Annotated in this window: 25 protein-coding genes; 14 read left to right on the top strand and 11 right to left on the bottom strand. The window is 69.8% G+C overall.

Translation table 11 applies throughout. The features are described 5' to 3' along the window. The first annotated feature begins 47 nt into the window (after window positions 1–47). The 6 genes from LUX31_RS23630 (at window position 48) to LUX31_RS23605 (ending at window position 3,953) form a co-directional block, all read left to right on the top strand. Window positions 48–461, top strand: a complete 414-nt coding sequence (locus tag LUX31_RS23630) for a GntR family transcriptional regulator (protein WP_235476967.1) — start codon at window positions 48–50, stop codon at window positions 459–461. Beyond that, window positions 458–1,372: an ATP-binding cassette domain-containing protein gene (locus LUX31_RS23625; RefSeq protein WP_235476966.1), complete on the top strand. Its 915-nt coding sequence runs from the start codon at window positions 458–460 to the stop codon at window positions 1,370–1,372. Before LUX31_RS23630 ends, LUX31_RS23625 begins: the two co-directional genes overlap by 4 nt. Next, window positions 1,369–2,385 (top strand): transporter, encoded by a 1,017-nt coding sequence (locus LUX31_RS23620; RefSeq protein WP_235476965.1) that lies wholly within the window; start codon window positions 1,369–1,371, stop codon window positions 2,383–2,385. The genes LUX31_RS23625 and LUX31_RS23620 overlap by 4 nt, the downstream gene beginning before the upstream one ends. Window positions 2,386–2,545: 160 nt before the next feature. After that, complete coding sequence (locus LUX31_RS23615; RefSeq protein WP_235476964.1) at window positions 2,546–3,358, top strand: class I SAM-dependent methyltransferase; 813 nt, start codon at window positions 2,546–2,548, stop codon at window positions 3,356–3,358. A gap of 125 nt (window positions 3,359–3,483) precedes the next feature. Continuing rightward, window positions 3,484–3,630 carry a hypothetical protein gene (locus tag LUX31_RS23610; RefSeq protein WP_235476963.1) on the top strand — a complete coding sequence of 49 codons (147 nt, stop codon included), beginning with the start codon at window positions 3,484–3,486 and terminating at the stop codon, window positions 3,628–3,630. Between the two features lie 119 nt (window positions 3,631–3,749). Further along, window positions 3,750–3,953, top strand: a complete 204-nt coding sequence (locus LUX31_RS23605) for a hypothetical protein (protein WP_235480204.1) — start codon at window positions 3,750–3,752, stop codon at window positions 3,951–3,953. Here LUX31_RS23605 and LUX31_RS23600 read toward each other — a convergent pair. Further along, window positions 3,896–5,083, bottom strand: coding sequence for a hypothetical protein (locus LUX31_RS23600; protein ID WP_235476962.1), 1,188 nt, complete (start codon window positions 5,081–5,083; stop codon window positions 3,896–3,898). The genes LUX31_RS23605 and LUX31_RS23600 overlap by 58 nt on opposite strands. A 180-nt stretch (window positions 5,084–5,263) precedes the next feature. Between LUX31_RS23600 and LUX31_RS23595 the strand changes: the two genes are divergently transcribed. Then, on the top strand, window positions 5,264–6,163 hold the full coding sequence (locus LUX31_RS23595) for a calcium-binding protein (RefSeq protein WP_235476961.1): 900 nt from the start codon (window positions 5,264–5,266) through the stop codon (window positions 6,161–6,163). A gap of 95 nt (window positions 6,164–6,258) precedes the next feature. Here the strand turns inward: LUX31_RS23595 and LUX31_RS23590 are convergent, their stop codons facing one another. Beyond that, the gene (locus LUX31_RS23590) at window positions 6,259–9,225 is read right to left on the bottom strand and encodes a SpoIIE family protein phosphatase (protein ID WP_235476960.1); all 2,967 of its coding nucleotides are present in this window, start codon (window positions 9,223–9,225) and stop codon (window positions 6,259–6,261) included. Between the two features lie 303 nt (window positions 9,226–9,528). Between LUX31_RS23590 and rutA the strand changes: the two genes are divergently transcribed. Genes rutA through LUX31_RS23575 form a run of 3 tightly spaced genes read left to right on the top strand, consistent with a single transcriptional unit; the run spans window position 9,529 to window position 12,011 of the window. Next, on the top strand, window positions 9,529–10,611 hold the full coding sequence (gene rutA, locus LUX31_RS23585; protein WP_235476959.1) for a pyrimidine utilization protein A: 1,083 nt from the start codon (window positions 9,529–9,531) through the stop codon (window positions 10,609–10,611). Continuing rightward, window positions 10,608–11,312 carry an isochorismatase family protein gene (locus LUX31_RS23580; RefSeq protein ID WP_268828186.1) on the top strand — a complete coding sequence of 235 codons (705 nt, stop codon included), beginning with the start codon at window positions 10,608–10,610 and terminating at the stop codon, window positions 11,310–11,312. Before rutA ends, LUX31_RS23580 begins: the two co-directional genes overlap by 4 nt. A gap of 18 nt (window positions 11,313–11,330) precedes the next feature. Then, window positions 11,331–12,011, top strand: a complete 681-nt coding sequence (locus LUX31_RS23575; RefSeq protein WP_235476958.1) for an ATP-grasp domain-containing protein — start codon at window positions 11,331–11,333, stop codon at window positions 12,009–12,011. Between the two features lie 79 nt (window positions 12,012–12,090). On the opposite strand, the gene LUX31_RS23570 is transcribed toward LUX31_RS23575, so the two are convergent. Continuing rightward, window positions 12,091–12,435: a hypothetical protein gene (locus LUX31_RS23570; RefSeq protein WP_235476957.1), complete on the bottom strand. Its 345-nt coding sequence runs from the start codon at window positions 12,433–12,435 to the stop codon at window positions 12,091–12,093. A gap of 264 nt (window positions 12,436–12,699) precedes the next feature. On the opposite strand from LUX31_RS23570, the gene LUX31_RS23565 reads away from it, so the two are divergent. Continuing rightward, window positions 12,700–13,416, top strand: a complete 717-nt coding sequence (locus tag LUX31_RS23565; RefSeq protein ID WP_235476956.1) for a carbonic anhydrase family protein — start codon at window positions 12,700–12,702, stop codon at window positions 13,414–13,416. On the opposite strand, the gene LUX31_RS23560 is transcribed toward LUX31_RS23565, so the two are convergent. Then, a complete protein-coding gene (locus LUX31_RS23560; RefSeq protein WP_443045990.1) occupies window positions 13,391–14,464 on the bottom strand; it encodes an alpha/beta fold hydrolase in 1,074 nt (357 codons plus the stop codon). The genes LUX31_RS23565 and LUX31_RS23560 overlap by 26 nt on opposite strands. Before the next feature lie 301 nt (window positions 14,465–14,765). On the opposite strand from LUX31_RS23560, the gene LUX31_RS23555 reads away from it, so the two are divergent. Continuing rightward, window positions 14,766–15,047, top strand: a complete 282-nt coding sequence (locus LUX31_RS23555) for a hypothetical protein (protein ID WP_235476954.1) — start codon at window positions 14,766–14,768, stop codon at window positions 15,045–15,047. Window positions 15,048–15,077: 30 nt separating this feature from the next. Here the strand turns inward: LUX31_RS23555 and LUX31_RS23550 are convergent, their stop codons facing one another. The 7 genes from LUX31_RS23550 to LUX31_RS23520 form a co-directional block, all read right to left on the bottom strand. After that, complete coding sequence (locus LUX31_RS23550; protein ID WP_235476953.1) at window positions 15,078–16,187, bottom strand: hypothetical protein; 1,110 nt, start codon at window positions 16,185–16,187, stop codon at window positions 15,078–15,080. Window positions 16,188–16,264: 77 nt separating this feature from the next. Then, window positions 16,265–18,283 carry a beta-galactosidase gene (locus LUX31_RS23545; RefSeq protein WP_235476952.1) on the bottom strand — a complete coding sequence of 673 codons (2,019 nt, stop codon included), beginning with the start codon at window positions 18,281–18,283 and terminating at the stop codon, window positions 16,265–16,267. Beyond that, window positions 18,280–19,614 (bottom strand): glycoside hydrolase family 36 protein, encoded by a 1,335-nt coding sequence (locus LUX31_RS23540; RefSeq protein ID WP_235476951.1) that lies wholly within the window; start codon window positions 19,612–19,614, stop codon window positions 18,280–18,282. The genes LUX31_RS23545 and LUX31_RS23540 overlap by 4 nt, the downstream gene beginning before the upstream one ends. Before the next feature lie 40 nt (window positions 19,615–19,654). After that, window positions 19,655–20,542: a carbohydrate ABC transporter permease gene (locus LUX31_RS23535; protein WP_235476950.1), complete on the bottom strand. Its 888-nt coding sequence runs from the start codon at window positions 20,540–20,542 to the stop codon at window positions 19,655–19,657. Then, complete coding sequence (locus LUX31_RS23530; protein ID WP_235476949.1) at window positions 20,539–21,537, bottom strand: carbohydrate ABC transporter permease; 999 nt, start codon at window positions 21,535–21,537, stop codon at window positions 20,539–20,541. The genes LUX31_RS23535 and LUX31_RS23530 overlap by 4 nt, the downstream gene beginning before the upstream one ends. Next, a complete protein-coding gene (locus tag LUX31_RS23525) occupies window positions 21,534–22,847 on the bottom strand; it encodes an ABC transporter substrate-binding protein (protein ID WP_235476948.1) in 1,314 nt (437 codons plus the stop codon). The genes LUX31_RS23530 and LUX31_RS23525 overlap by 4 nt, the downstream gene beginning before the upstream one ends. A 356-nt stretch (window positions 22,848–23,203) precedes the next feature. Next, window positions 23,204–23,704, bottom strand: a complete 501-nt coding sequence (locus LUX31_RS23520) for a hypothetical protein (RefSeq protein WP_235476947.1) — start codon at window positions 23,702–23,704, stop codon at window positions 23,204–23,206. A gap of 253 nt (window positions 23,705–23,957) precedes the next feature. Between LUX31_RS23520 and LUX31_RS23515 the strand changes: the two genes are divergently transcribed. Continuing rightward, window positions 23,958–24,797: a hypothetical protein gene (locus LUX31_RS23515; RefSeq protein ID WP_328285687.1), complete on the top strand. Its 840-nt coding sequence runs from the start codon at window positions 23,958–23,960 to the stop codon at window positions 24,795–24,797. Next, the gene (locus LUX31_RS23510; RefSeq protein WP_235476946.1) at window positions 24,748–26,985 is read left to right on the top strand and encodes an AAA family ATPase; all 2,238 of its coding nucleotides are present in this window, start codon (window positions 24,748–24,750) and stop codon (window positions 26,983–26,985) included. Before LUX31_RS23515 ends, LUX31_RS23510 begins: the two co-directional genes overlap by 50 nt. The last annotated feature ends 4 nt before the right edge of the window (window positions 26,986–26,989 follow it).

The raw sequence follows: 26,989 nt of genomic DNA, 5'->3' as shown, positions 1-26,989 counted from the left end.
TCCCTGCCGTACCTCCAGCATGCTTCCATTAATGAATTAATACAAGCATGGATGGTGACGTGGTCGAGTACCGGATCGACCGTGGCAGCGGTGTCCCGGCCTATGTGCAGATCGTCGAGCAGACCGAACGGGCGCTGCGGATGGGCACATTGAAGGTCGGGGACAAGTTGCCCACGGCCAGGGAGGTGGTGGCGGCGACCGCCATCAACCCCAACACCGTGCTCCGCGCCTATCGCGACATGGAGCAGGCCGGCCTGGTCGAACTGCGGCGCGGGCTGGGGACGTTCGTGACGCGGTCGCTCGCCCGGCCCGGTGCGGAGGACGATTCGCCGCTCCGTGCCGACCTGGCCGAGTGGACCTCACGGGCGCGGGCCGCTGGGCTCGAACGCGCCGACGTCCTGGCCATGGTCACCGCCGCCCTGGACGCCCATGACAGGCAGAAGATCGAGGAGGACGTATGACCAGGGGCACCGGGGGCGACTCTCCCGCCGCGCTGCGTGCCACGGGGCTCGGGTTCCGGTATCGGGCGCGGGGTGAATGGGCCCTGCGGGACTGCGAGTTCACCGTTCCCGGCGGGCGGATCACCGCCCTCGTCGGGCGCAACGGCGCCGGGAAGAGCACCCTGTTGCAGCTGGCCGGTGGGCTGTTGCGGGCCGGGGACGGGGAGATACGGGTGCTGGACGCCGTACCGGGTACGCCCGAGGCGCGGGCCAAGGTCGCGCTGCTCACCCAGGAGAAGGCGCTCTACCCGCGTTTCACCGTGGCGGACACCCTGCGGATGGGCGAGAAGCTGAACGTCGAGTGGGACATGGGCGCCGCCGAGCGGACCGTCCAGGAGGGCGGCATCCCGCTCACCGTCCGCGTCGGTGAACTGTCCCCCGGGCAGCGGACCCGGGTCGCCCTTGCCCTCGCGCTCGGCAAACGGCCCCAACTGCTGCTGCTCGACGAGCCGATGGCCGACCTCGACCCCGTGGCGCGCGGCGAGATCATGGCGGCGCTGATGACCGAGGCCGCCGAGTACGGCACCAGCATCGTGCTCGCGTCGCACGTCCTGCCCGAGCTGGAGCAGACCTGCGACTGGGTGCTGCTGCTGCGGGGCGGCCGGGTCGAGCTGAGCGAGGACGCGAACGCGCTGCGCGAGAGCCATGTCCTGATCACCGGGCACGCCGACCAGGCCGACACCCTGGCCGCCGACGGGCACACCGTCGTACAACTCTGGGTCACAGGGCGGCAGATGACCGCGCTGATCCGGCGGCGCGGTCCGCTGAGCGGCGACTGGCATGTGGAGCGGCCCAAGTTGGAGGACATCCTGGTCGGGCGGCTCCGGGCGAACGACGACGACACTTCGCGCTCCGAGGCGGCTGCGGCATGAACAACTCCCTCCGGAGCAACCTTCCTTGGGGCAACTCCCTTCGAAGCAGCTCCCTTTGGAACGGCTCCCTCTGGCTCGCCTGGCGTCAGCAGCGCGTGCTCGTCGGTGTCGGTGCGGTCGTCCTGGTCGTCGTCGGTGCGGTTGCCGCGTACTCCCGTGCGGGCATCCTGGGCGACCTGCGCAGCGGGCTGTTCGACCACTGCGACCCCGGGCCGCTGTCCTGCGCGGGCTCCGGTACCGGGCTGCCCCTGCTGCTGGACATCGAGCCGCTGCGCTACCTCGGCGTGCTGAACCTCGCGCTGCCCATCCTGATCGGCGTCTTCTGGGGTGCCCCGTTGCTGGGCCGCGACCGGGAACTGGGCACGCATCGCACGGTTCTCGTCCAGGGGGTGAGCCGTGGCCAGTGGTTCACCTCGCGGTTCGCCCTCGCCGCGGTGAGCACGGTGGTGCTCTCCGGGCTGCTCGCGGGAGTGTTCGCGTGGTGGTGGCGACCGGCCGCCGACCACAGCTACGGCCTCTTCTGGTACGAGAACACGGCACTCGGCGGCTCGGGCCCGCGCGTCGTCGCCGCCGCCCTGTTCGGCCTGGCGGCCGGGACCCTGCTGGGGCTGCTGGCCCGCCGTGTCCTGGCGGCGATGAGCCTGACCCTCCTGGTGACCGGAGGGATGACGCTTCTGCTGGAGTGGGCGCACCGGACCCGTCTGCTGGTCCCGCCGCGCACCTACATCAGCGCCGGAAGTGCCCCCAAGGAGTCCATGGCCGACAAGTGGTCGGTCGGCCACTACGGCCTGATCACCGCCTCCGGGCGCCGCGACGACGTCCTGACCTGCCCCTACCCGTCCGGCGCCGAGCTGAGACGGTGCATGGCCGAGGGCGGGTACGTCTCCCGCTTCTACGAGGCGAATCCCGCCGGCGACTACTGGGCCTTCCAGTGGACCGACACCGCCGTCCTCGGCGGCCTCGCGCTCCTGCTCACGGCGGCCACGGCGCTGCTGCTGCGCCGACGCGTCTGACCGCGTCGGCGGCCCTGCCACCAGGCCATGGCGGCCCTGCCACCAGGCCATATCCCGGGGCTACCACCCCACCCCCCGGTTGTCATCCCCACACCCCGGGCCGACCCTTGTACGAAGGCCCTCGGTACGAAGCTCCTTGTACGACGGAGGTCGCATCACCATGCCCGCCGACACCAAGTCGCCGAAGAAGATCCGCAGCAACCGTGCCGCCCTCACCCACAAGGTCGGCTACGCCCTGCGCAACCCCGGCCGGGTCGCCCCGTACCTGCGCCGCGCGGGCCGGGACGCCTGGCTGCGGATGAAGCACCCCGACCACGTCGGCTACTACCGGGCCGTGATGGCCGCCGACACGGCCCGCAGTCCGGAGGCCGCGGTCGGCAGCCGGACCCATGACCGCTGGCTGGCACTCGGGCAGATGCAGTTCGACTACCTCGTCGAGCACGGGCTGCGCCCCGAGCACCGCATGCTCGACATCGGCTGCGGCAACCTGCGCGGCGGCTGGCGCTTCATCGAGCACCTCGACACCGGGCACTACTACGGCATCGACATCTCGCCCGACATCCTGGTCGCCGCCAAGAAGACGCTCACGGAGCGCGGCCTCCAGGACAAGCTGCCGCACCTCACCATCACCGGCGACCTCACCCTGGACTTCCTGCCCAGCGACCACTTCGACGTCGTCCACGCGCACAGCGTCTTCTCGCACTCACCGCCGGAGGTCATCGAGGAGTGCCTGAGCCATGTCGGCCGGATACTGACCGACACCGGCTTCTTCGACTTCACCTTCGACCGCACCGAGGGCACCGAACACCAGGTCCTGCGCGAGGACTTCTACTACCGCACGGAGACCCTCCTGGCCCTGGCCCGCCGCCACGGCCTGGAGGCCCGCTTCATGCAGGACTGGGAGGAACGCCCGCACGGGCAGTCGAAGATACGGGTCAGCCGGGCGCCGCTGGCTCCTCCGGCAGGTTCGTGAACGTCGTCATCCACGCATAAAGGGGAGTGAACCGGCCGATTACGGCCGCACGCAGGGCGCCGGGCTCCTCCGGCCGGTGACGATGGGTCGGCACGCGACACCTTCGACCGGACAGGTGAGGGCTCATGGGCAAGCAGGTCAGGTGCGGGTCGACGAACACCACGACCGGCAAGCGGTGCCGGAATCCGGCGATGATCGGCTACTCCCGCTGCCAACTGCACCGGGGCGAATGGACCCCGGTGCAGCAGCGGAAGACGAAGAAGAAACGCTGATCCTCGGCTCGGCCGTCGCGCGGTCTCCACCGGCTCCGCCCACTGCACCCGGGCTGCACCCGGCCGCACCGCGAACCCCACGGTTCCCACCGGCAACTTCTCCTCAGGCCAGCCTCGCCGTGAACCCCGGCAGATCCGGCGTCGTCCGGATCCCCTGGGAGTCGCGGCGGGACAGGTCGGCGTACTCGTGGATGTCCTGGTCGTCATTCGACGCGCTGACCGGCGCCGGCCTGCGCGGCCGCGCCTGCACCTGGACCGCCAGCAGCTACCTCTTCCTCGCCGAGGCCCACGAGTCGCGGCTCGGTAAGTCCGCCGAGGCCTGAGGAGCAGGCCCCCGTTGTCCAGAACCCGGCGTCGGGGAGCGCCGGCGCCGTCGGTCCCGTACCGGCCAGAGCAGGACGTACGACGTGGAGACGACGACGAAGCCCAGGCGGACCAGGCCGCGGGCCGCGTCGTCGGGGACGGCGAAGACGCTGCCGTACAGGGTGAGCAGGGCGATCCAGCTCCACCAGGGGACCAGGCGGCGCTGTCCGATCACGTCCCAGAGCAAGGTGCCCAGCAGGACCGAGGCCGTGTAGTACGTGTAGACGCTGGGGTCCAGGACTATGCGGGCGTTGGCGCCGAGCAGGACGACCGCCGGCCAGCGTCCGCGCCACACCGCGACGCAGCCCAAGGCCAGACCGGCGGCCGCCTGGGTGGGGCGGACCCAGGGCGGGGTCACCGGGTCGCCGACGCCGAGGCGGCGCAGGGCGGACGCGGGCTGGTTGGGGATGACGAACTCGGCGGCGGCGAACGAGTGCGGGGCGCCGAGGAAGAACGGCAGCCAGACGACCGCGATCAGGGCAGCGCAGCAGAGGCTGGCGCGGGGCCACTTCGCCTTCGGCAGGGCCAGGAGGAGGGGGAGGAAGGCTATCGCTGTCGGTTTCGCGTCCACGGCGAGGGCTAGGAGGATGCCCGTCGCGGTCGCGTCTCCGCGGGTGAGGGACCGTACGGCCAAGGCCGTGAAGAAGAGGGCAAGGACGTCGTCCAGGTGGCCGAAGCGGACCGCTACCTCTATCCACATCGGGATGAACGCCAAGCCCGCGATCAGGACTCGCTGGCGCAGGCGCTGGTGGTTGGTGCCGGTGCCCAGGAAGTACTGGGCGGCGCTGCGTCCGGCCACCACCAGGATGACCAGGCCGAGGAACGACATCACGGCGGCTGCCAGGAACTGGCCCACGTGCTCGGGGAAGGGGTTCAGTAGGCCCGCCGCGAGGAAGCTGACGGGGCCCATCTGGAGTTCGGGGTGGTGGGCGTAGAGGTTCAGGCCGCCGTCGGGGCTGCCGGGGCGCTCGTAGATCAGCTCGCCGCCGGTGCGGAGGTAGTGCCAGGAGAAGCCGCCGTGCGGCTCGACCAGGACGAACCACAGGATCGTCCAGGCGGTGAGCAGCACGAGGTGCCCACGCTGGCCCATGACCCGCACCTGACTCCTTGCCCCCTCGTCCCGCTCGGCGCCTCCTGTACATCAACCCCCTTCTATAGAGGGGCGAACGGCGACAAGGGTTCGCTCCGGAGCACAACCTCCGCCCCGGGTCCGCTGTCTAACGGGTAATCAGAAACCACACCACGACACCCGCGAAGGGGCTGCTCCCGCATGCCTGCGAACAGGACTAACAGAACGAACAGCACGAGCAGAAGGATCGCCACCGCCACTACCACCGCTCTCACCCTCACCCTCGCCCTGGGCGCCGCCGCGCTCACGGCCCCGGCCGCCCAGGCGGCCACCCCGAGCGCCGGATCGCTGCGCCACACCGGCGGTGAGCTCTGGTACAAGGCCACCACGGGCCAGTCGAACCGGCTGACGGTCTCGGTGAAGATCGAGGTACGCGACAACGACTTCGACGCCTACTACATCCTCACCTTCCGCGACCGCGCGCCCATCACCATCGACCAGAGCGCGGCGGACGAGGACGAGTGCGTGTACCTCTCGGAGACCGACCGCACGGTCGCCCGCTGCGCGGTCCACATCCCGGTGGGCTCCGACGACTCCGACATCTACGACGTCGACCTGGGCGACGGCAACGACACAGCGACGATCCACGCCAACAGCACCGCGTACTCCGCGATCTACGGCGGCAAGGGCAACGACGTTCTGACAGGCACCGGTTGGGACGTGCTCTACGGCCAGGACGGCAACGACCGCCTCGTCGGCGGAGGCGGAGTCTGGGGCCTCGGAGCACTCGGCGGCGCCGGTAACGACATCCTCACCGGGTGCTCGAACGCGTGCTACGGCGGCGCCGGCAACGACTCACTCACCGGCGAGGACAACGAGGACGGGGACCGGAACATCCTGAACGGCGGGGACGGCAACGACGTCGCGTACGGAAGGTCGGGCGACGACCTCATCTACGGCGGCAGGGGCAACGACCGCCTGTACGGCGAAAAGGGCAACGACAGGATCTTCGGCAACAGCGGCAACGACGTCATACACGGCGGCCCGGGCAAGGACACCCTCTCGGGCGGCCCCGGCAAGGACAGGGTCTACCAGAACTAGCCGGTCTTTGGTCTCTGGTCTTTGCTCTTTCAGGGGCGCGGGGAACTGCGCGACCAGCCCCCACCGGGCCGCGGCAAACACACGACCCGTCCAGGTCAGTTCAGATCCCCGAGCCCTCTCAACTCCGGAAAGTCATCAAACTCCCCAGGGTTCAAGAACATCAACTCCAGCGCGTCATCCGAAACCTCCCCCTTCCGGCCCTCCACCGGCGGCTGCAACGCCTGCTCCGTCCAGATGCACTTCCCGTTGGGCGTGTAACGCGTCCCCCACCGCTGCGACAGCGCGGTGATCAACTGCAGCCCCCGACCCCCCTCGTCCGTCTCCGTCGCCCGACGGATACGCGGCATCGTCAGACTGCCGTCGAACACCTCACAGATCAGCTCCGCACCATGCAGCAACCGGAGTTGGAGCGGCCCCTTGGCATGCCGTACGACGTTGCCGACCAGCTCGCTCGCCAGCAGTTCCGTGGTGGCCGTGAGGTCGTCCAGGCCCCAGACGGAGAGCTGTTCGCGGACATGGCGACGGGCCTGTCCGGCCGCCCTCGGGTCCTCCGGGAGCGGCCAGGAGGCGACCCGGTCGCCGGTCAGGGCGTGCAGCCGGGCGATGAGCAGGGCCGCGTCGTCCGCGCTCGGGTGCTCGGCGGGGAGCAGTCCCGCCGTGAGTGTGTCGCAGAGCTGTCCGAGGTCGTCCTGCTCGCCCGCCTCGTACGCACCTCTTAACAGCCGGGCCAGTTGACCCATGCCCTCGTCGATCTCCCGCTTCGACGACTCGACCAGACCGTCCGTGTACAGCACCAGCAGGCTGCCCTCGGGGACCTTCAACTCGACGGTCTCAAAAGGGGGTTCGGCGGCGCCGAGGGGCGGGTCGGCGGTGAGGTCGGGGAAGTAGACCGTGCCGTCGGGGTGGACGATCGCGGGCGGGGGATGTCCGGCGCGGGCGATGGAGCAGGTCTGGGTGATGGAGTCGTAGAGGGCGTACAGACAGGTGACGTACGACTCCTCGCCCATGTTGCCGACGATGTCGTTGAGATGGCTCATGATCTCGTCGGGGGGCAGTTCGAGGTCGGCGAGGGTGTGTACGGCGGTGCGCAGCCGGCCCATGGTGGCCGCCTGGGGCAGACCGTGGCCCATGACGTCGCCGACGACGAACGCGACCTGGCCGCCGGAGAGCGGGATGACGTCGTACCAGTCGCCGCCGACGTCCATGCCCTGGGCGGCGGGGAGGTAGCGGGCGGCGGACGTACAGGCGGGCAGGTCGGGCAACTCGCTCGGCAGCAGGGCGCGTTGGAGTTCGCGGGAGCGGCTGCGCTCGTCGTCGTAGAGGCGGGCCCGCGCGAGGGCCTGGGCGACGAGGGCGCTGATCGTGGTGAGGAGGGTGCGTTCCTCCTCGGTGAAACCACGCGGGCGGTCGAAGCTGACCGAGCAGACGCCGAAGGTGTTGCCGGACGCGGTCAGCGGCAGGAACGCCCAGGCCTGCTTGCCGCTGCGCCCGGGCAGGTCGGCCAGCGCGGGATAGCAGGCGGCGAAGTCCGCCGAGGTCGAGTAGAACGCGGGGGTCCCGGTGCTGATCACGTCCCAGCTGGGCCAGCCGGGTGTCACCGGGGCGTCGCTGACGATGTCGAGGAAGTCGTCCTCGTAGCCGATGGCTCCGACGGTGCGCAGCCGGCCGTCCTCGATGGTCTGGACGATGAGTCCGGAGGCGGCGAACGGCGGCAGTACGCGCCGGGCGACCGCGTCGACGACGTCCCGCGCTGTGGTCGCCTTGGCGAGGGCGGCGGTCAACTCCGCTATCCGGGCGGCGCGTTCGGACGCAGCACGCTCGTCGGCCTGCCGTTCCTCCGCGAGCCGCCGCTTCTCGGTGACGTCCTGGAGGTAGAGGGTGCGGCCGTCGGGGCCCGGGACCAGTCGCAGGTGGTAGCGGCGGCCGGTGCCGGGCACGCGTATGTCGAAGCCGACCGGCTTGTCCTCGGCGGCGGCCTTGCGGCAGCGGCGCTCCAGGCCGGGCAGCTCGCGCGCGGTGGGCAGGTCCCAGAGGATGCGCCCGAACAGCTCGTCCTCGGAGAGGCCGAGGGTGCGTTCGGCCTCCAGGTTGGCGAAGGTGATCCGCCAGGTGTCGTCGACCGCGAGGAACCCGTCGCTCATGTGCCGCAGGGCGCGGCTGAGCGCGTCCCGGGCGGTCCGCGACTCGTTGCTGTCCCAGCCCATGCCGATCATCCGCAGGGGCTCGCCGTTCTCGTCGTACGTGGCCCGGCCGCGCGCCTGGTGCCAGCCGTACGTCCCGTCCAGGCCCCGTACGCGGTACTCGGCCTCGAACACCGAGTGGCCGCGGATCGCCTGGTCGACGAGAGCGAGGGTCGGCCCCAGATCATCGGGGTGGACACAGCGCATCCAGTTCTCGACGCGGGCGGTGTACTCCTCGGGCCGGGTGCCGTACAGCTCCATCGCGGCTTCGTCCCAGATGAGTTCGCCGTTGGTGATGTGCCAGTCCCAGGAGCCGACCCGGACCTCCTTGAGGGCCTGACGCAGCCGGTCGCCGCTCAGCTCGGAGTGGACGGGGCCGGCCGGCGGGGGCGCCTGGACCATGCGTTCCTCGGTCCAGGCGACGACGGCCCGCAGGAACTGCCACTGGGCGGGCGTCGGTTCACCCCGGTCGCCGGTGATGACCGTAAGGGCGCCGATGCTGCGGTCACCGCGGATGACGGGCACGGCGGCGAGTCCGCTGCCGGGTATGGGCGCGCTCGACGGGCTGATCGGGACCGTGGGGTCGGTGCGCTCGGCCGCCACCCCCGGGATCCACACCCCGTGCCCCTCCCGGTACTCCTCCTGCAGGGCGCGGGCGGGGGCCAGCGGGCCCTCCTGGTCGATGATCTCCCAGGGGCCGGTGAGGGCCGTGGGCAGCCCGGTGGCCGACACCAGGCGCAGGGCCGACATGGGACCTCGGAGGTGAATCGTTCCCCCGAGCGCGCCCAGCTCGGCCACGGCGTGCTGGAGAGCCAGCCGGAAGACCTCGCTCTCCGCGACCCCGGGATCCACCGAGCTGAGCAGTGCCAGCCGTGCGTTCATGCTCGAAGTTTTACCGTTTCCATCCCACCTGATGCGCGACTTTGCAGGAATCTCACCGACACCTGCGGCCACCTTCACCAGCCCTGGAGGCAGACCCTACGGGAGCCGCGTGGACACCAACAACCGTACGCTCAGGGCAAGTTGTGTGACATATCACCGTCATAGCGACGATGTAGCGTCCCATTGACGGACAGTTGAGATTTGAACGTAACTGACTGTCAAGAACTTCAATTTGTCCACGGAAGGTCCGTAGAAGGTCCGTAGAAGGTCCGTAGAAGGTCCGTGGAACGTCTGAGGAGTGGCATGGACATCGGTGTTTTCATCCCCATCGGCAACAACGGCTGGCTGATCTCGAAGAGTTCACCCCAGTACATGCCGAGCTTCGAGCTGAACAAGGCGATCGTGCAGAAGGCGGAGGCGCACGGCCTGGACTTCGCCCTGTCGATGATCAAACTGAAGGGCTTCGGCGGCGAGACCGAGTTCTGGGATCACAACCTGGAGTCGTTCACGCTGATGGCGGGCCTGGCGGCGGTGACGGACCGCATCAAGCTCTACGCCTCGACCCCGATCCTGGCCCTGCCGCCCGCGATCGTCGCGCGCATGGCGGTCACGGTCGACTCGATCGCCCCCGGCCGCTTCGGCATCAACATCGTGACCGGCTGGGCCCCCGGCGAGTACGCGCAGATGGGCCTGTGGCCCGGCGACGACCACTTCGGCAACCGCTACGCGCGAGCCGTCGAGTACGTCACCGTCATGAAGGACCTGTGGCGCGACGGCGTCACCAACTTCAAGGGCGACTTCTACGAGATGGACGACTGCGTCCTCTCCCCGCGCCCGGCGAACGGCCACATCGACATCGTCGCGGCCGGCCAGAGCGGCACCGGCATGAAGTTCGCCGCGGAGCACGCGGAGTACAACTTCATCCTGGGCAGCGGCGTGAACACCCCGACGGCCCTGTCGGGCAGCACGGCGACGCTGGTGGAGGAGGCGGAACGAACGGGCAGGGACGTGGGAGCCCTGTCGCTGTTCATGATCATCTCGGCGGAGACGGACGAGGAAGCCCAGGCCAAGTGGCAGGACTACCACGACAACGCGGACCGCGCGGCGCTGGCGTACATGGCCGGCGAGACGGACGCGGACACGACGTCCACGGGAACGTCGACAGCCCGGACGATCGCCCTGCCCGAGGGCGCGGTCAACTTCAACATGGGCACGCTGGTCGGCTCGTACGAGAGCGTGGCGAGGATGCTCGACGAGGTGGCCGGGGTGTCGGGCACTAAGGGCATCATGCTGGTCTTCGACGACTTCCTGGAGGGCCTGGAGAACTTCGGCACCCGCATCCAGCCGCTGATGAAGTGCCGGGCGGGGAGGGGGAGTTCGGCATGAGTACAACGGGTCCTCGGGAGAAGGAGCCTCGGGAGGCGGGTCCTCAGGGGGCGGAGTCCCAGGAGGCGGAGTCCCAGGAGGCGGACTACGAACGGGCGGGACTGGCAGGCCAGTTGACGCCGGGCACCTCCCCCGCCCTCCTCCTCGTGGACCCGGCCCGGGCGTACGTCGATCCGGCCTGCCCCCTCTACGCGGGGGCGGGCGCGGAGGCCGCGGCGAAGGCGATGCGAGAGCTGCTGTCCATAGCCCGCCGGGCCGGAATCCCGGTGATCGTGACGCGAGTCGTACTCCGCCCCGACGGCAGCGACGGAGGAGTCTTCTACCGCAAGGTGCCGAGCCTGCGGGCGTTCGTGGAGGGAAGCGAGTTCGGCGAGTTCATAGAGGGCCTGGAACCGGCGGAGTCAGAGTTGACGGTGACGAAGCAGTACCCGAGCGCCTTCTTCGGCACGGCCCTCTCCACGTACCTCACCTCCCACGGCATCGACACCCTCCTCATCGCGGGCCTGACGACCAGCGGCTGCGTACGGGCGACGGCGCTCGACGCCATGCAGCACGGGTTCGTTCCGGTGGTGGTGGAGGAGGCGGTGGGGGACCGGGATACGAAGGTGCACGCAGCAAACCTGTTCGACATCCGGCACAAGATCGGTGAGGTTTGGGGGATGGGGCGGGTGGAGGGGTATCTGGCCCGGAAGGGGATCTAGCGCGGGAGAGGACGAGTCGTGGGCGGGGTCGGGCGGCGGAGTTCGGTGTTCCTCACCTCGGGACAGCGGACCAGTACGACGGTGCTGCTCGCGGAGGCGGCGGCCGGGCGGGGGATGGCGGTGCGGTCGCTCGCTGATGCGGGGGCCCTGACGGCGTCGGCCGAAGCGGCGGTGCACTGGTGCGGGGGCCCGCTCGCCGCCGACATCGCCGACGCCCTCGCCCTCGGACTGCTGGAACCGCCGGACGACTGGCTGGCGGAGCTGCCGGAGGAGTTCACGGGACGGCGCGTGGAGCTGACGACGCTCGCGGAGGCGTGGCAGGCCCGGCACCCGGTGTTCGCGAAACCGCCGAGCGACAAGTCGTTCCCGGCCGCGGTGTACGCGGACGGCGCGCGGCACCCCCGTACGGGCGAGGGAGTCTCCCCGGACACGGCGGTACTGGTGTCGGACATCGTGACGTTCGCGGTCGAGTACCGCCTGTTCGTGCTCGACGGGCGGGTGGCGGCCGGCAGCCGGTACGCGGTGTACGGGCGCCTCGATCCCGATGTCGTCCTGCAGGCAGCGGGGCCCTCGGGGGCGGGTCACTCCGGGGGACGAGAGGTTCCTGAGAGCGGCGCCAGGGGTGTTCGGTTGAGGGGCGAGGCGTTCATGAGGTCGTGTCGAGGCGAACCCAGCAACCGTGGCTCGGGTTCCGCCTGATTGGCACACCGACCGCAGACACTCCGGCAGACCTCCGGGGCGAGCGTGTGCTCAGGCGGACCCGGCGCTCCTCCAAGTCTCATAGGGCGTGGTGCAGCCAGCGCTGGAGGGTGTTGTTGACGTCTGCCGGCAGGGCGCTCAGCTGGTCGATGACGGCACGATCTTCGGGCATCGGGGGGATGCCGGCGACGGTGAGTGCCGCGTGCAGGGCGAGGCGTTGGTGGTCGTGCGGGGTGAGGGGGTAGTCGAGGCGGTGGGCAGGGTTGGGCGGCGGCAGGAAGTAGTCGATGTCGTCGCAGGGCTGGACGGCAGTCGGCCAGGCATCGTCACTTGGGTGTGCGGCGTACGGGTCGACGACGGCACACGAACCGAGGCTCTCGTTGCTCCAGGAGGTCACGGGGGTCAAGGGGGTCAAGGGGGTCATCTCTGTCTCCTCACCGGCGAATTGCGGATCACAGGTCCAGAGCGCTGCAAGGGCCGCTTCGGTTGCGGTCGCGGCCGTACGTCACGCTGATGGCGCCATCGACTGCTGATCACCTGGTGTGACGAGGGCCCTTGAGGATCGGGCGGCCCGTTCAGCAGTACGGGTGACCTTGCGAGTTCGGGCGTGGCGGCGCGGGGAGGCTATGCGGTGGCTCCCGCCAGGCCTGCGCCGCGCCCTCCGACTCACAGCCGAAGGTGTACACCCATGTCCCAGACCGCGCCCTCATCGTCAGCAGACCACTGCCCGCCTCCGCAGAGCCCCGTCGACATCCGCCCGCAGGACACCGACTGCTCGGCCCTGCCGCCGCTGCGGCTCCACCATCCGACGAGGCTGGACATGGAACTGCACCACGAGGGTCCGGATCCGCACTGTCGCGGCTGTACCCGGGACAACGAGGGCGCCGTGAAGGCTGTTCCGGCGCGCGGAGAGAAGTGTCTGCTCAGTGTGGGTGAGGACACCTACCGGCTGGTCGACGTGCACTGGCACACGCCGTCCGAGCACACCGTCGGTGGGGTGGCCTTCCCCCTGGAGCAGCACATGAAGTACAAGCGCGAGGTCGCGAAAGGGAAGTTCGCGTACACGGTCATCGCCGTCTTCGTACATCCCGGGCAGGCCAACGACTCCCTGGACCAGCTGCTGTCCTCGGCCCGGCAAGCCGAAGGCCCCGAGAGCTCCTGGACGGTACCCGACGTACAACTCGACACCCTCCTGCCGACCTGCACCGAGTCCTACCGCTACCTCGGTTCCACCACAGTCTGTCCCTACACCCCGGGCGTGCGCTGGAACGTCCTGACCCACCCCGTACAGGCGTCCGCCGCCGCCCTGGAGCACTACCGCGAGGTCTTCCCCAAAGGCAACGCCCTGGACACGCAGCCGCTCGGTGACCGACGGATCGTCAGTGACCGCCATCGGTGGTGGTAGTGGCGGCGGGCATGGAAGGCAGGGAGGGCAGGGAGTCGAGCCAGTCCGTCAGGAGGGCGTTGGTCTCCGCCGGGCGTTCCTGCTGGAGCCAGTGGCCGCAGCCTTCGAGAATGCGGGAGCCGGTGAGGGCGGGGAGGGTGACCGGGTAGGCCTTGATCGCGTCGGCCAGCCAGGTGGTGGAGGCGTCCAGGGAGCCACCGATGAACAGTGACGGCTGGGTGACGGGGGCGCCGGTGTGGCCGCCGTTCGTCAGGTCCTCCCAGTCGCGGTCCATGTTGCGGTAGCGGGCCAGCGCGCCCGTCATGCCTGTGCGCTCGAACTCCCCGGCGTAGACGTCGAGTTCGTGGTCGGTGAGCCAGGACGGGCGGCGGTCGCGGGGAAAGCGTTCGCGCAGGGTGCCGCCTCCTGTTCCACCTCCCATTCCGCCGCGCGTCACGAAGTGCGGGTCCGGGGCGCCGGGTTCGGGCATGGTGTCGGCGGAGAGGGCGGCGTAGAAGCCCGCCAGCCAGCCGCGTACGTCGGATTCGATCTCGGCCTCGGCGCGGCCGGGTTCCTGGAAGTAGGAGACGTAGAACTCCTCGTCCTCGCCGCCGATGTGCACGAAGACCTCGCTGGGGCGGGGTCCGCCGGGCGGGGTGTACGGCACGCTCAGCAGGGCGACCGCGCGGAACACGTCCGGGCGGACCAGGGCGGAGGTCGCGGCGATCGTCGCGCCCCAGTCGTGGCCGACCAGCACGGCGGAACATTCCCCGAGGGCGTGCACGACAGCGACGTTGTCCTCGACCAGGTCGAGCATCCGGTACGCGCTCGTCGCCTCGGGGCGCGAGGAACGGCCGTAGCCGCGGACGTCGATGGCGACTGCACGGTATCCGGCGGCGGCCAGCGCCGGGAGCTGGTGCCGCCAGGAGTACCAGAACTCCGGGAACCCGTGCAGCAACAGGACCAGGGGTCCGCTGCCCTGTTCGACCAGGTGGATCCGGCCGGCGGGGGAGGGGACGAGGCGGTGGGTGAGGGGGTGCGGGTGGGGCGGCACGGGGCCTCCGTACATCGGCGATGAGCAACCGTTGGCGGTTACTGGCAATCGTGCGGTGGGGGTCCGGCGTACGCGAGATCTGTTGCCGGTTCGGCAAACCGGCTCCCGAGGCCCTTCACTCCTCAGGGTGAACATCGCCAACTTTGCCGCTGCCAGGCCGTGTTGAACTCCTACGCTCACAGCGGGACTCACTTCTGCATGTGCCATAGGCAATGTCCATCTGCAGGGCGAGCCCGAGGACATCGCCGACCCGATCATCGAATTCACCGCACAAGGCCTGGGCGACCGCTCGGCAAGGCAGTACTGGAGGAAACTGGTGGCCGTGGACCTCTCCTTCTACAAGTCCTACATCGCGGAAGAAATCCGCGACGAAGGCCGAGCGCAGGGCCGCGACGAAGGTCGCAGCGAGGGCCGTGACGAAGGCATCGCCCAAGGTCAGGCCAGCGCCATACTGCTCGTCCTGGAGCAACGCGGCATCCGCGTGCCCGACGAGGCCCGCGAGCGGATCACCAGCTGCGGCGACCTCGGCCTCCTGCGCACCTGGCTCACCCGTGCCCTCACCGTCGCGTCCGCGGCGGAGCTCTTCGAAGCCGAGTAGCTCTCGGCGTGCACGATGCCAGGCGCGCGCTCAGCCGATCGCCTTCATGGCCAGCCAGGTGACGAGCACGGCGATCACGACCACCGCCGATGCGATGGCGGCGAGCCGGACGACCCGCTGCCTCGCCGGCCTCCGGGCGACTTTGAGTCCACCGCCGGTCTCCGGGCGTTCGGGGAACGCGAAGTACACCCAATCCGGGTCCCCTTCGACCGTGACGCGGGCGACCGGCAGAAAGCGGAGGGTCGCCTGGCGTGCCACTTCCCGCTCCGCCAGGGCCAGTTGGGGTTCGACCTGAGTACGGAGGGTGTCCGGCAGGTCGGCCGGGAGCTTGTCGGTGGCGCTGGTCAGGACCTCCCGGCGCCAGTCTGCCCGCCGGGCCGGCCACCAGAGGTGGGCCGGGGTCGGAACCCGTTCCTGGTCCGACTTCACGGGGTGGGTGATCACCGCCTCGATGAAGGTGGTGAAGAACCCTGTTCCCGCGCATGGCTTGTGCTGGACGCGTTTCGAGCCCCCGCACGCGTCGCAGGGGCGGTGTCCCTTCCCGTCGCAGACCCGGCAGGTCATCGTCTGCCGGCCGAAGCACTTGGGGCAGGCCACGTCGTGCTCGCCGCAGCGCCTGCACCAGTCGGTTCTCGTCTGACTCCGAGCGCTCACCGGCGGCTTCCTGCTGCCCCTGTTGCGGGTGCCGCCGCACGACCAGCACGAGTCAACGCCACCGCCGCAGCCTGCGCACTTCACCCTCTTCGGGCAGTCCTGCGTACCGCTCCCTCCGCACGCGTCACAGTCCCGCTTGCCGGCGGCGCAGTCCGGACACGGCTCCTCGGCGACCGAGCCCGCGAGTACCAGTTTCACCGGCGGCGACGGGGCAAAGCCGGCAGGCACGTCGACGGGATGGGTGGCAAGGTCGATGTAGGTCGGTCGCTTGGAGATCTGCTTCAGCTTCTTTCCCGGCACCCGCCTCTCCAGTCCGCCACGCCGCTCTTCGAACCGGCGGTCGATACGGAAGTCGAGCAACGGACGCCTGGTCAGCCCCGCCGTGCCGGGAACGATGAGACGCACCCCACGACCCCGCCCGGACAGGTAACGCTCAACAGCCTGGAGCATCTCTTCGTCGGACGGTTCGGACAGTGCCGTAGCCAACCCAGCTCCCCTGGTCGACGATCCAGGGGAGCAGAGTACGAGCCACCTGATACCTCATCAAGAGGGCGTACATGGTCCTATTGACGCCCGCGAGGCTCCCGTACGACCGCCACTCCGCCCGCCGGAACCCGCACCGACGAACCACCCACCACCCGTTCCCCGGTGAGCAGTTCGGTCGCGCCCTCCGCCACCTCGACCTCGGCGCCGCCGCCCGCATGGTCGATCAGGAAGAGGAAGTCGGCATCCGGTCCCCGCCGCACCACCGCCTCCACGCCCACCGGAGTCACCCGCCCCGCCGCGACCCCCGCCTCGGCGCACATACGCCCGAGCAGCGCCCCCAGCGTCGACGCGTCCGGCCGGGTCGCCACGTACCAACCCACGCCCGCGCCAACCGAGTTGCGCGTCACCGCCGGGACACCGGCCAGCGGACCGTCCTCGTACGACAGCACCGCCTCCGCCCCCGCCCCCTCCAGCCGCAACCGCTCCGACCACAGCGAACCGGTACGGCCCTCCCCCAGCCCCACCGACTCACCCGGCAGCAACGGGAACAGCTCGTCCGCGCGCACCCCCAACACCTCTCGGAACGCTCCCGGGTAACCACCCAGCCGCACATGGCAGTTGGCGTCCACGGCCCCGCTGTGGAACCCGACTGCCAGCGTGCCGCCACCCTCCGCGAAGGCGGTGAGGTTGGCCGCGCCGGACTCGTCCACCAGGTACAGGCTGGGCGCGAGCACCAGCCGGTATCCCTCCAACTCGTCCCCCGGGCGTACGAAGTCCACCGCCACGCCCGCCCGCCACAGCGGCTCGTACCAGTCCCGTACGAGGTCCTGGAAGCGGAGTTCGCCGTTCGGCTGGGAGGGGAGTTCCAGGGCCCAACGGGCGTCCCAGTCCCAGACGATGGCCACCGAGGCCGTGCCCGTGCTGCCACGCACCTCGGCCAACGCCCTTAGATCCGCGCCCAGTTCGACCACGTCACGCCAGATCTGGCTGTCCGTGCCGGCGTGTGGAAGCATCGCCGAGTGCCACTGTTCCGCGCCCGCCTTCGCGGCCCGCCACTGGAAGTACGCGATGCCGTCGGCGCCGTGGGCGACATGGGCGAGGGCGTTGCGGCGCAACTCCCCCGCCGTCTTGGCCCTGTTGACCGGCTGCCAGTTCACCGCGCCCGTGGAGTGCTCCATCAGCAGCCAGGGGCCACCTGCCAGCGAGCGCATCAAGTCGCCGCTCAGCGCTATGTCGATCTCCGACTCCGGGTCCGTCGAGCGGAGGTAGTGGTCGTTCGACACCACGTCCAGCTCGGGGGCCCAGCGCCAGTAGTCCAGCGCGTCGAAGTTGTACATCACCATGAAGTTGGTGGTCGCCGGAGTCTCCGGCGCCGCCGCCCTCAGCACGTCCCGCTCCGCCTTGTACAGCGACAGCAGCTCGTCGCTGCAGAAGCGGCGCCAGTCCAGCTGGTGCGTCGGATTCGGGACCGCACCCGTCGCGCGTGGCGGGATCACCTCGGCCCAGTCGTAGTACCACTGGCTCCAGAAGGTCGTCCCCCAGGCCTCGTTGAGCGCGTCCAGGTCCTCGTACTTGTCCCGCAGCCAGCGGCGGAACGACTCCGCGCTCTCGTCGCAGTAGCAGGCGGGGTTGTGGCAGCCGTACTCGTTGTGGACGTGCCACATCGCGACCGCCGGGTGGTCGGCGTAGCGCTTCGCCAGCGCGTCCGCGATCCGCAGGGCCGCTTCCCGGTAGGCAGGGCTCGAAGGGCAGAACGTCTGGCGGCTGCCGTACGACAGTCGGCCGCCGTCCTTGTCGACCGGCAGCGCCTCCGGGTGGGCCTTGAAGAACCAGGCCGGAGGAGCCGCCGTCGGAGTCGCCAGGTCGGCCGCGATGCCGTTCTCCTGGAGCAGGTCCAGGAGTCGGTCCATCCGGCCGAAGTCGTAGACGCCCTCGGCCGGTTCGAGCAGCGCCCAGGAGAAGATGCCGACGCTGACCATGGTGACCCCGGCCTCGCGCATCAGCCGCATGTCCTCGGCCCAGACCTCCTCGGGCCACTGCTCGGGGTTGTAGTCACCCCCGTACGCGATACCGGGGAGGGCGAGTTCGCGCTTCATCGGTCAACTCCAGTCAGGAGGCGGCGCGTTGTCTCCACGCCCCACTCGTCCAGGGACAACAGGCGGTCGCTCGACGCCATCAGGCCGCCGGTCGCCTCGACGTGCGCCGCCCAGCGCTCCCGGGTCTCCACGGCCGGGCGGGCCATCAGACAGTCGGGGTCGTTGACCCAGAGCCGGCCGTGCTGCCACTGGCGTCCTACGCCGGTGAACTCGGCGGCGTCCTGGCCGGGTTGGGAGTAGTCGCCGGCCTCGGGACGGCGGTGCGGGGCGGTGTCCGCGCTGACCCGCATCGCGTCGAACAGGCCGAGGGAGGGGAGGATCGGGGCACCGCAGCCCAGGAGGTATGCGTCCGCGCCTATCGCCTCCCGGATCAGGGCAACTCCCGCGCGGTACGCGGCCAACGCTCCCTCTTCGCCGCCGTCCTCACCACCGTGCCGTACGCCCTCCAGCGCGCCCGCGTACAGGAAGTCGACCTTGAAGTAGTCGTAGCCCTCGGCGCGCAGGGTCGTGAACACCTCGGTCAGATACGCCGCAGCGGCCGGGTGGGTCGTGTCCAGCACGTACAGGTCGTGCCCCCAGTTGCGGCCCGCGTGCAGCGGCGCGCCCGCCGCGTCCCGTACCAGCCAGTCCGGGTGATCGGCGGCCAACTCACTGCTCGGGTCGACCAGGAAGGGGGCCGTCCAGATGCCCGCCCGGCGGCCACCCGCGCGGATGCGGTCGGCTATGCCGGCCCGGGAGCGGAAGCGGCCCGAGAGCGTGAGCCAGTCGCCGAGGGCCTTCTGGTAGCCGTCGTCTATCTGGACGACGTCGATGGGCAGGTCGAGGACGTCCATCGCGCGCAGGTTCTCGTGGATGTCGTCCTCGGTGACCCCGGTGAAGTACTCGTACCAGGAGCACCAGACCGTCGGTGCCGGGCGGGGTGCCGGGAGCCCGCGTCCCTCGGCCCAACTCGCCAGTGCCGCCTGGATGTCACCCTCACCCGTCACCGATGTCACCGGGCCGTTCGCGCTCACCTCCGCCCGGCCGCCCTCCTTGAACTCCAGGCGTATGGAGGGGACTTGGCGCGTCGGGTCCGGTGCCGCCCACAGGCGTACCGGGGATCCGTCGCCCGGGTCCAGGGCGAGCAGGCCCTCGCCCTGGAAGACGCCTTCGGGGACGGGGTGTCCGGGGCGGTAGCAGACCGTCGCCCAGTTGTCGTTCGTCGGGCGGTACGGCTTGTCGCCCGGGGCGTAGGCGCCGCTGGGGCTCCAGGACTGCCAGCCCTCCTCGTGGACGCGGGCGCGACGGACGTCCACGGGCACGGAGGCAACGGGTATGAAGGGGAGGGACACGTGTCGTTCTCTTTCGACTAGCCGGGCAACCTACATGGCGTCAGCCCTTGTTGGCGCCCAAGGTAAGACCACTGACGAACTGCCGCTGCAGCGCGAAGTAAACGATCAGTGTCGGGATCGCTGTCAGCAACGCACCCGCCGCCACCAGGTTGGGGTCCGTGAAGTACTGCCCGGAGAGGTTGTTGAGCGCCGAGGTGATCGGCATGTTCTCGCCGGTCGAGATGAGCACGATGGCCCAGAAGAAGTCGTTGTAGATCCAGATGGAGAGCAGGGTCGCCAGGGCGGCCATCGCGGGGCGGCACAGCGGCAGCACGATCTGCCAGTACATCCGCCACACCGACGCGCCGTCGACCAGCGCGGCCTCGGTCAGCTCGTGCGGGAGCATCCGCATGTAGTTGGCCAGCACGAACGCGCAGAAGCCCGACTGGAACGCGATGTGGATGAGGACGAGGCCCAGCGCGGAGTCGTACAGCTTGCCGGAGTCGGTGATGCCCGGCAGGTCCACCAGCAGGTAGAGGCGGTACAGCGGGGTGATGATGACCTGCTGCGGGAGCAGGTTGCCCGCCGTGAAGACCAGGAGCAGGAACAGGTTGACGCGGAAGTCGAAGCGGCTGACGTAGAAGGCGACCATCGACGACAGGAACAGCGTCAGCAGCACCGCCGGCACGGCGATGATCAGCGTGTTGACGAAGTAGTGCGTCATGTCCGACTGCGTGAACGCGTTCGTGAAGTTCGAGAAGCTCAGCTTGTCGGGCCAGGAGACATAGCCCTTGTCGCTGGTCTCGGAGTACGGGCGCAGCGCCGCGTACATCGCCCACAGCAGCGGCGCGAGCCAGGCCAGCGACATGACGACGAGGAAGACGTGCAGGAGCACGCGGCCGGGGCGGACCGGGGCGCGCCCCTTCACGGCCAGGGTGGAGGCGCTCATGCTCGCCGCTCCTTCCGGAAGGTGCTGACCAGGTACGGAATGATCACGACGAGCGAGATCAGCAGCAGCACGACGGCGATCGCGGACCCGTAACCGATCCGGCTGGACTCGCCGATGATGTTGTTCGTGACCAGGATCGACAGCAACTCGGTGCCCTCGGCACCGCCGTTGAAGACGTACACGAGGTCGAACGCGCGCAGCGACTCGATGATCGTGACGACCAGGACGATCGTGTTGGTGGGACGCAGGGTCGGGAAGATGACGTTCTTGAACGTCTGCCACTCGTTGGCGCCGTCGAGCGAGGACGCCTCGCGCAGCGACGGGTCGACGCCCTTCAGACCGGCCAGGTACAGGATCATCATGTAGCCGGTGTGCCGCCAGGCGGCGGCGACGAGGATGGCCCAGAGGTTGAGGTCCGGGTCGCCGATCCAGTCGATGTAGTGGCCGGGCTTGTTGGCGCCGATCAGGCTGTTGATCAGGCCCGTGTCCGGGTTGTAGACCAGCTGCCAGACGAAGCCGATGACCGCCATGGAGACCACGACCGGCAGGAAGAACGCCGTCTGGTAGACCCGGCTGAACCGGATGTTCTTGTCCAGCTGCACGGCCAGGAACAGACCGAGCGGGGTCGGGATCAGGATCAGTGCGACGAACCAGATCACGTTGTGCTGGACGGCCGGCCAGAACTGCGGGTTGCTGTCGAACAGTTCACGGAAGTTCTGCAGCCCGACCCACTCGATGGAGCCGAAGCCGATGCCGTCCCAGGTGGTGAAGGCCAGCGCGACCGAGGCGAAGGCCGTCACCCACACGAGGGCGATGTGCAGGAACGTCGGCACCCCGGCCATGAAGCCGAGGGCGACCCTGTCCTTGCGGGTGAGGAGCCGCTTGTGCCCCTGGGGCGGCTTGAGTCGCTGCGGGGACGAGGGGGTGACGGTACCGCCCGGGGGCGGCGCGTCGGCCGCCCCCGGGATCACGGGATTCGAATCGAAGGTGCTCATGAGGAGGCGAAGATCGTCTTCTTCTGGCGCTCGATGGACGAGAGCAGGCTGTCGATGCCCTTGGGATCGCGGATGAACTTCTGCAGCGCGGGCTGCATCACCGTGGAGGTGAAGTCCGGCCGGCTGTCGCGGTCCATGAACTGGGTGAGGCTCTTCGCGCCGCTGATCATCTCGTACGCCTTCTTCTGGAGGGCGCTGTACGAGGAGGTGTCGGCGGTGGTGGAGGCGGCGACGACGTTCGGGTCGGACTTGAGGTAGATCTGCTCGGCCTCCGGAGTGCCCAGGTACTCCAGGAGCTGGACCGAACCGGCCTTGTTCTTCGGCGACTTGCTGAGCATGAAGCCGTCGGTGGGCGCCTCGACCGTGTCCTGCCCGAAGGAGGGGTCGATCTCCGGGAAGGCGAAGAAGTCGAGGTCCTCACGATCGGTCGCGTTCGTGAACTGCTGGCCCACGAAGGTGCCCAGCAGATACATGCCGGCCTTCTTCGAGACGAGCGTCTGGGCCGCGTCCTGCCAGGTTCGGCCCGTCGAGCCCTCCTGGTGATAGGGGAGAATTTCGGCCCAGTTGTCGAACGTGGCGCGAACCTTCGCGTCGGTCCAGGATGCCTTTCCGGCCATCAGCTCGGTGTGGAAGTCGTACCCGTTGGTACGGAAGTTGATCTGGTCGAAGGTGCCGAGCGCGGGCCAGGCGTCCTTGTCGCCGAAGGCGATCGGGACCAGGCCGTCCGCCTTCATCTGCTTGCACAGCGCGATGAACTGCGCCCAGGTGGTGGGCACTTCGTAGCCGTGCTCCTTGAAGACGCTCTTCCGGTAGAACATCGCCCAGGGGTACGTGTACAGCGGCACGAAGTAGTACTTGCCGTCCGCGCCCTTGCTGAGCTGCTTCATCGCGTCGGGGAAGTTGCTCCCGATCTTCGTCCACACGTCGTCGATCGGGCTGGCCAGGCCCTTGCCCGCGAAGAACTGCATGCGGTAACCGGCGAACCAGGTGAACACGTCGTCCGGGGTGCCCTGGAGGTAGGAGTTGATCTGCTCCTGGAACGTGTTGTGGTCCTTCGTGTTCACGTCGACCTTGATGCCGGTCTTCTTCGTGAACGCCGCGTAGATCTCGGCGAAGGCCTTCTTCGGCACGGCGTCCGACGAGTTCGAGCCGAGGGTGACGGTCTTCGTGTCGGAACCCGAGTCGCTGTCGCCGCCACAGGCGCTCAGCAGCGGGACGGCAGCGCCGAGCGCCGCCGCGCCGCCGATCCCGCGCAGCAGGGTGCGGCGGCTGGGACCGGGGACGGACAGACCGGAGGGGGTGTGGTGCATGACGGCTCCTGAGGACAGACTCCCCTAAACGGGGAGCAAGGTCACGACTACGCTGGGTCCATGCTGATCTAAAACGACCAGAAATCAACTTGACCAAACATCGTGGCGGCAATAAGAGCCCCATGTCCTGTCATGCGTCAAGAGCTGACGCCCTCCGTTCCTGAAACGTGATGGACATCAAAACGAGAAGGTTTGCTAACAGATAGACGGCAAACAGCTCACGCACATCTCTCCGCTCACTCCCTCGGCCGATCGGTCGAGCAGCGCATCTCGCCGGTCACGAACAGTGACCTTTCGGCGAGGTGGGCGGGCCGGTCCGGAAGGGACATTGGTGGTGATCACCCCAGGCGATCACCTCACCCGTCAGCCGGAGCCGGCAGGAGCCCACCCATGCCCAGCACGACCACCGCCACGGCACCCGCCACGACCACCGCCACGGCACCCGTCCCGGCGGCCCCAGCGGCCGGAAAAACCCTCGCCGCGCCCCGGTCCGCTGGGACGTCGTCCACCTCCTGGCCTGCGCCGCCTTCGCCCTCGGCCTGGCGCTGGTCACATCCCTGACCCCGCACCGCGTGTGGGGCGTCTGCGCGGCCCTCGGCTACGGCACGGCGGCGATCCTGGCGGCCCGTGCCCCGCGCCCCTGGACGGGCCGGGCGCTGCGCACGGCCACCGTCGGCGCGGTACTGCTCCCCCTGGCCCTGCTGATCGTGCTCGGCGGGGCCCAGTCCGAGGTCGGGGTCGTCGAGCACTCGGGCGCCCTGCTCCTGCACACGGGCAGCCCGTACCCGCCCCACCCGACCACCCTGGACGACTACAACCCGTACCTGCCCGGCATGGCCCTCTTCGGCCTCCCCCACGCCCCTCCTGGGCGACGCCCCTGGCCCCGCTCACGGACGCCCGCCTGTGGTTCTGCGCGGCCTTCGTGGCCTGCATCTACGCGACGACCAGATCCCGTACGGGGCGGACGGCCGGCGCGGCCCGTACGGCGCTGCTGGTCTCCTTCCCGGCAGTGGCCCTGCCCCTGGGGCCTGTCCGGCGGATCAGTACGGGTGCTCTCCTCCGACCTGATCCGCCGGACAGGCCCTGGCCGTCGGCGGGGTCGACCTGCCGGTGATCGGGCTGATGTGCCTGGGGCTGGCGCTGGCGGGCCAGGCCGATTCCGGACCCGGACCCGGACCCGGTGCCGGTGCCGGACCCGGTGCCGGTGCCGGTGCCGGGGTCGGGGCCGGGGTCGCGGCCGGGGTCGCGGTCGGGGCCGGGGTCGCGGCCGGGGTCGCGGTCGGGGCCGGGGTCGCGGCCGGGGTCGCGGTCGGGGCCGGGGTCGCGGCCGGGGTCGCGGTCGGGGCCGGGGTCGCGGCCGGGGTCGCGGCCGGGCTGGCGATAGGCGCCGCGGCATCCCTGAAGTGGGCCGCCTGGCCCCTCCTCCCCGTCGCCCTGATCCTGATCGCCGTCACGGCGGGCCGCAGCACGGCCGTACGGGCTACGGCGACCGCCCTCCTGACAGCGGCGGCGGCTGTCATACCGGTCGCGCCGGCCGGCCCCCACGCCTTCGTCGAGCACGTGGTGCTGTTCCCGCTGGGCAAGGGCAGCGTCCAGTCCCCGGCGACGAGCCCGCTGCCCGGGCATCTGCTCGCGGAGTACGTGCCCGGCGGCTTCGTCCTCGCGGTCGCGCTGCTGGTCGCGAGCGCCGTCGCGGTGGCCGCGTCACTCGTGGTCCGGCCGCCGCACACGGTCCGGGCGGCGGCGGACCGCCTGGCCGTCGGCCTGGGCCTGGCGATGTGCCTGATACCGGCCACCCGCTTCGGCTACCTGGTCTATCCGATCGTCCTGGCGGTGTGGTTCCGGGGCGGCGCCTACGATGAGCGGCGCGAGAGCCGGGGCGAACTGGGGGACATCGGACGTGATCGAGCAGCGTGGGCCACGAACGGGCGTACACGGCACGACAGTTGAAGGGGCTCCTGTCGTCGGTGCGGCCCGGCGCGTCTTCCGGGGCGGGCTGCTCGACGGCCGCTCCGCCTTCGTCCCGGGGCTGACCATCTGGACGTACGACACGGCGACCGACCTGCGGCGCAGGTTCGTCGACCAGCCGGACGAGTCCTCAGACACCTTCCTCGTGAAGCTCGAACGGCAACTGGCCGGCGCTCCTCACGCGACGATCGTCCTCGCCGCGGAACTCCTCTACGTCAACCTCGTACCGCTGAAGCCGGAACAGATAGGCGTGCCGAGGAAACGGGAGATCCTGAACGAGGTGCTCTCCTGGGCCCATCGGGACATCGCCATCCCGGCCGAACTCGGCGCCCCGCTCAACGGGTTCATCAACGGTGGCCAGGCCTTCCTCAACTACCGCTGGGCGCAGTTCCAGTTCCTGGTGCTGCTGGTGGAGGAGCTGACGGCACTCCCTCCCCACGCGAGGCGCGAACTACTCGAAGACCCCTGGCTCTTCCGCGACACATGCCGCGCCGTCCTCACCTCCATGGGCCACAACAAGGCCCGCGCCCAGGTCCACGTCCTCCAGGCACTCCTGTTCCCCGAGACCTTCCTCCCCATCGCCAGTACCCAGAGCAAGCGGCGCATCCTGACCGGCTACCGCGACCGCCTCCCGGACCCCACCGGCGACGACGACCGCGACCTCCTCGTCCTGCGCGGCCTGTTGCAGGAGGAGTCGGCGGAACCGGTGAACTTCTTCGCCGATCCCTGGCTGGACCACTGGCGCCCCGGGGCGACCCAGGTCGGCCAACAGGGCTGGCTGGTAAGGGGGTTCAATGTCGACGGGCAGAACCACATCCCGGACTGGCTGGCGCACGGATACTGCTCGACCTCGTTCATGGAACTGCCGGAGATCCCCGCCGGCTCACCCAAGTACGCGATCCAGCAAGCCGTTTCCCGTGCCATGCCGGAGGCCTCCGCACAGGCCCGGGGCCAGACTACGAGCCAACTCCACCTGTTCCTCTCGCAGATGAAGCAGGGGGACGTCGTCGTCACCGTCACCCCCGACGACGTGCACGTCGGCACGGTCGAGGGCCCGGCCCGGTACGACCTCTCCGACGGCCCCGACCGGGCCCGCCGCCGCTCGGTCAAGTGGGCCACCGTCACCCGCCCCCTGCACCGCGCCGACCTTCCCGAGCAGGTGCAGAGCCAGCTCCAACGCCCGCCCACCGTCTACGACATCAGCACGGTCGCCGCCGAACTCGCCGAGGCCGCCGACCTGACCGACGCCGTCGAGGAGGAGCTGCTCAAGGTCGACGCGACCCGCCCGATCGAGCTGCCGCCGGTCGGCGAGGACCTCGCGGGCGAACTGCTCATGCCCGTCGGCTGGTTGCGGGACACCGCACGCCAACTGGAGCGGATGCAGCAGATCATCCTGTACGGCCCGCCCGGCACCGGGAAGACCTTCCTGGCCCGGCGCCTCGCCCAGCACGTGGCCGGGCCGGACCGGACGAGGCTGGTGCAGTTCCACCCCTCCTACACCTACGAGGACTTCTTCGAGGGGTTCCGCCCGGTCAGGAGCGACGGCGGCACGGTGGTCTTCGAGGTGGTGCCGGGCCCGTTCAAGCTGCTGGTGGACCGGGCCCGGCAGGACCCGGCCAACCCGTACGTCCTGGTCATCGACGAGATCAACCGGGCCCACCTCGCCAAGGTCTTCGGCGAGCTGTACTTCCTGCTGGAGTACCGGGAGGAGCCGATCATCACCCAGTACTCGCCCGAGCAGCAGTTCGACCTGCCCAAGAACGTCTACATCATCGGCACGATGAACACCGCCGACCGTTCCATCGCCCTGGTGGACGCGGCCATGCGCCGCCGGTTCGCCTTCCGCAGGCTCTCCCCGGACCGCCCGCCCGTCGCCGGTCTGCTGCGCCGCTGGCTGGACCGCCACAGCCTGCCCGAGCGCCCGGCCGACCTCCTCGACGCCCTCAACTCCCGCCTGGGCGACCCGGATCGGGCGATCGGACCGTCGTACCTGATGAACCGCCAGGCAGCCGACCCCGACGGCCTGGAGCTGATCTGGAGCACCCAGATCCTGCCCCTCCTGGAGGACCAGCTGTACGGCACGGGCGTCGACGTCGAGGAGGAGTACGGGCTCGACGCCCTCGACGCCGCCCTGCCCACCTTGCCCACCCCACCCTCCGCGTCGGAGTGACCCG

The sequence above is a fragment of the Streptomyces sp. GQFP genome (assembly GCF_021545335.1).
Taxonomy (GTDB): domain Bacteria; phylum Actinomycetota; class Actinomycetes; order Streptomycetales; family Streptomycetaceae; genus Streptomyces.
This window is presented reverse-complemented; position numbering and strand designations above follow the sequence as displayed.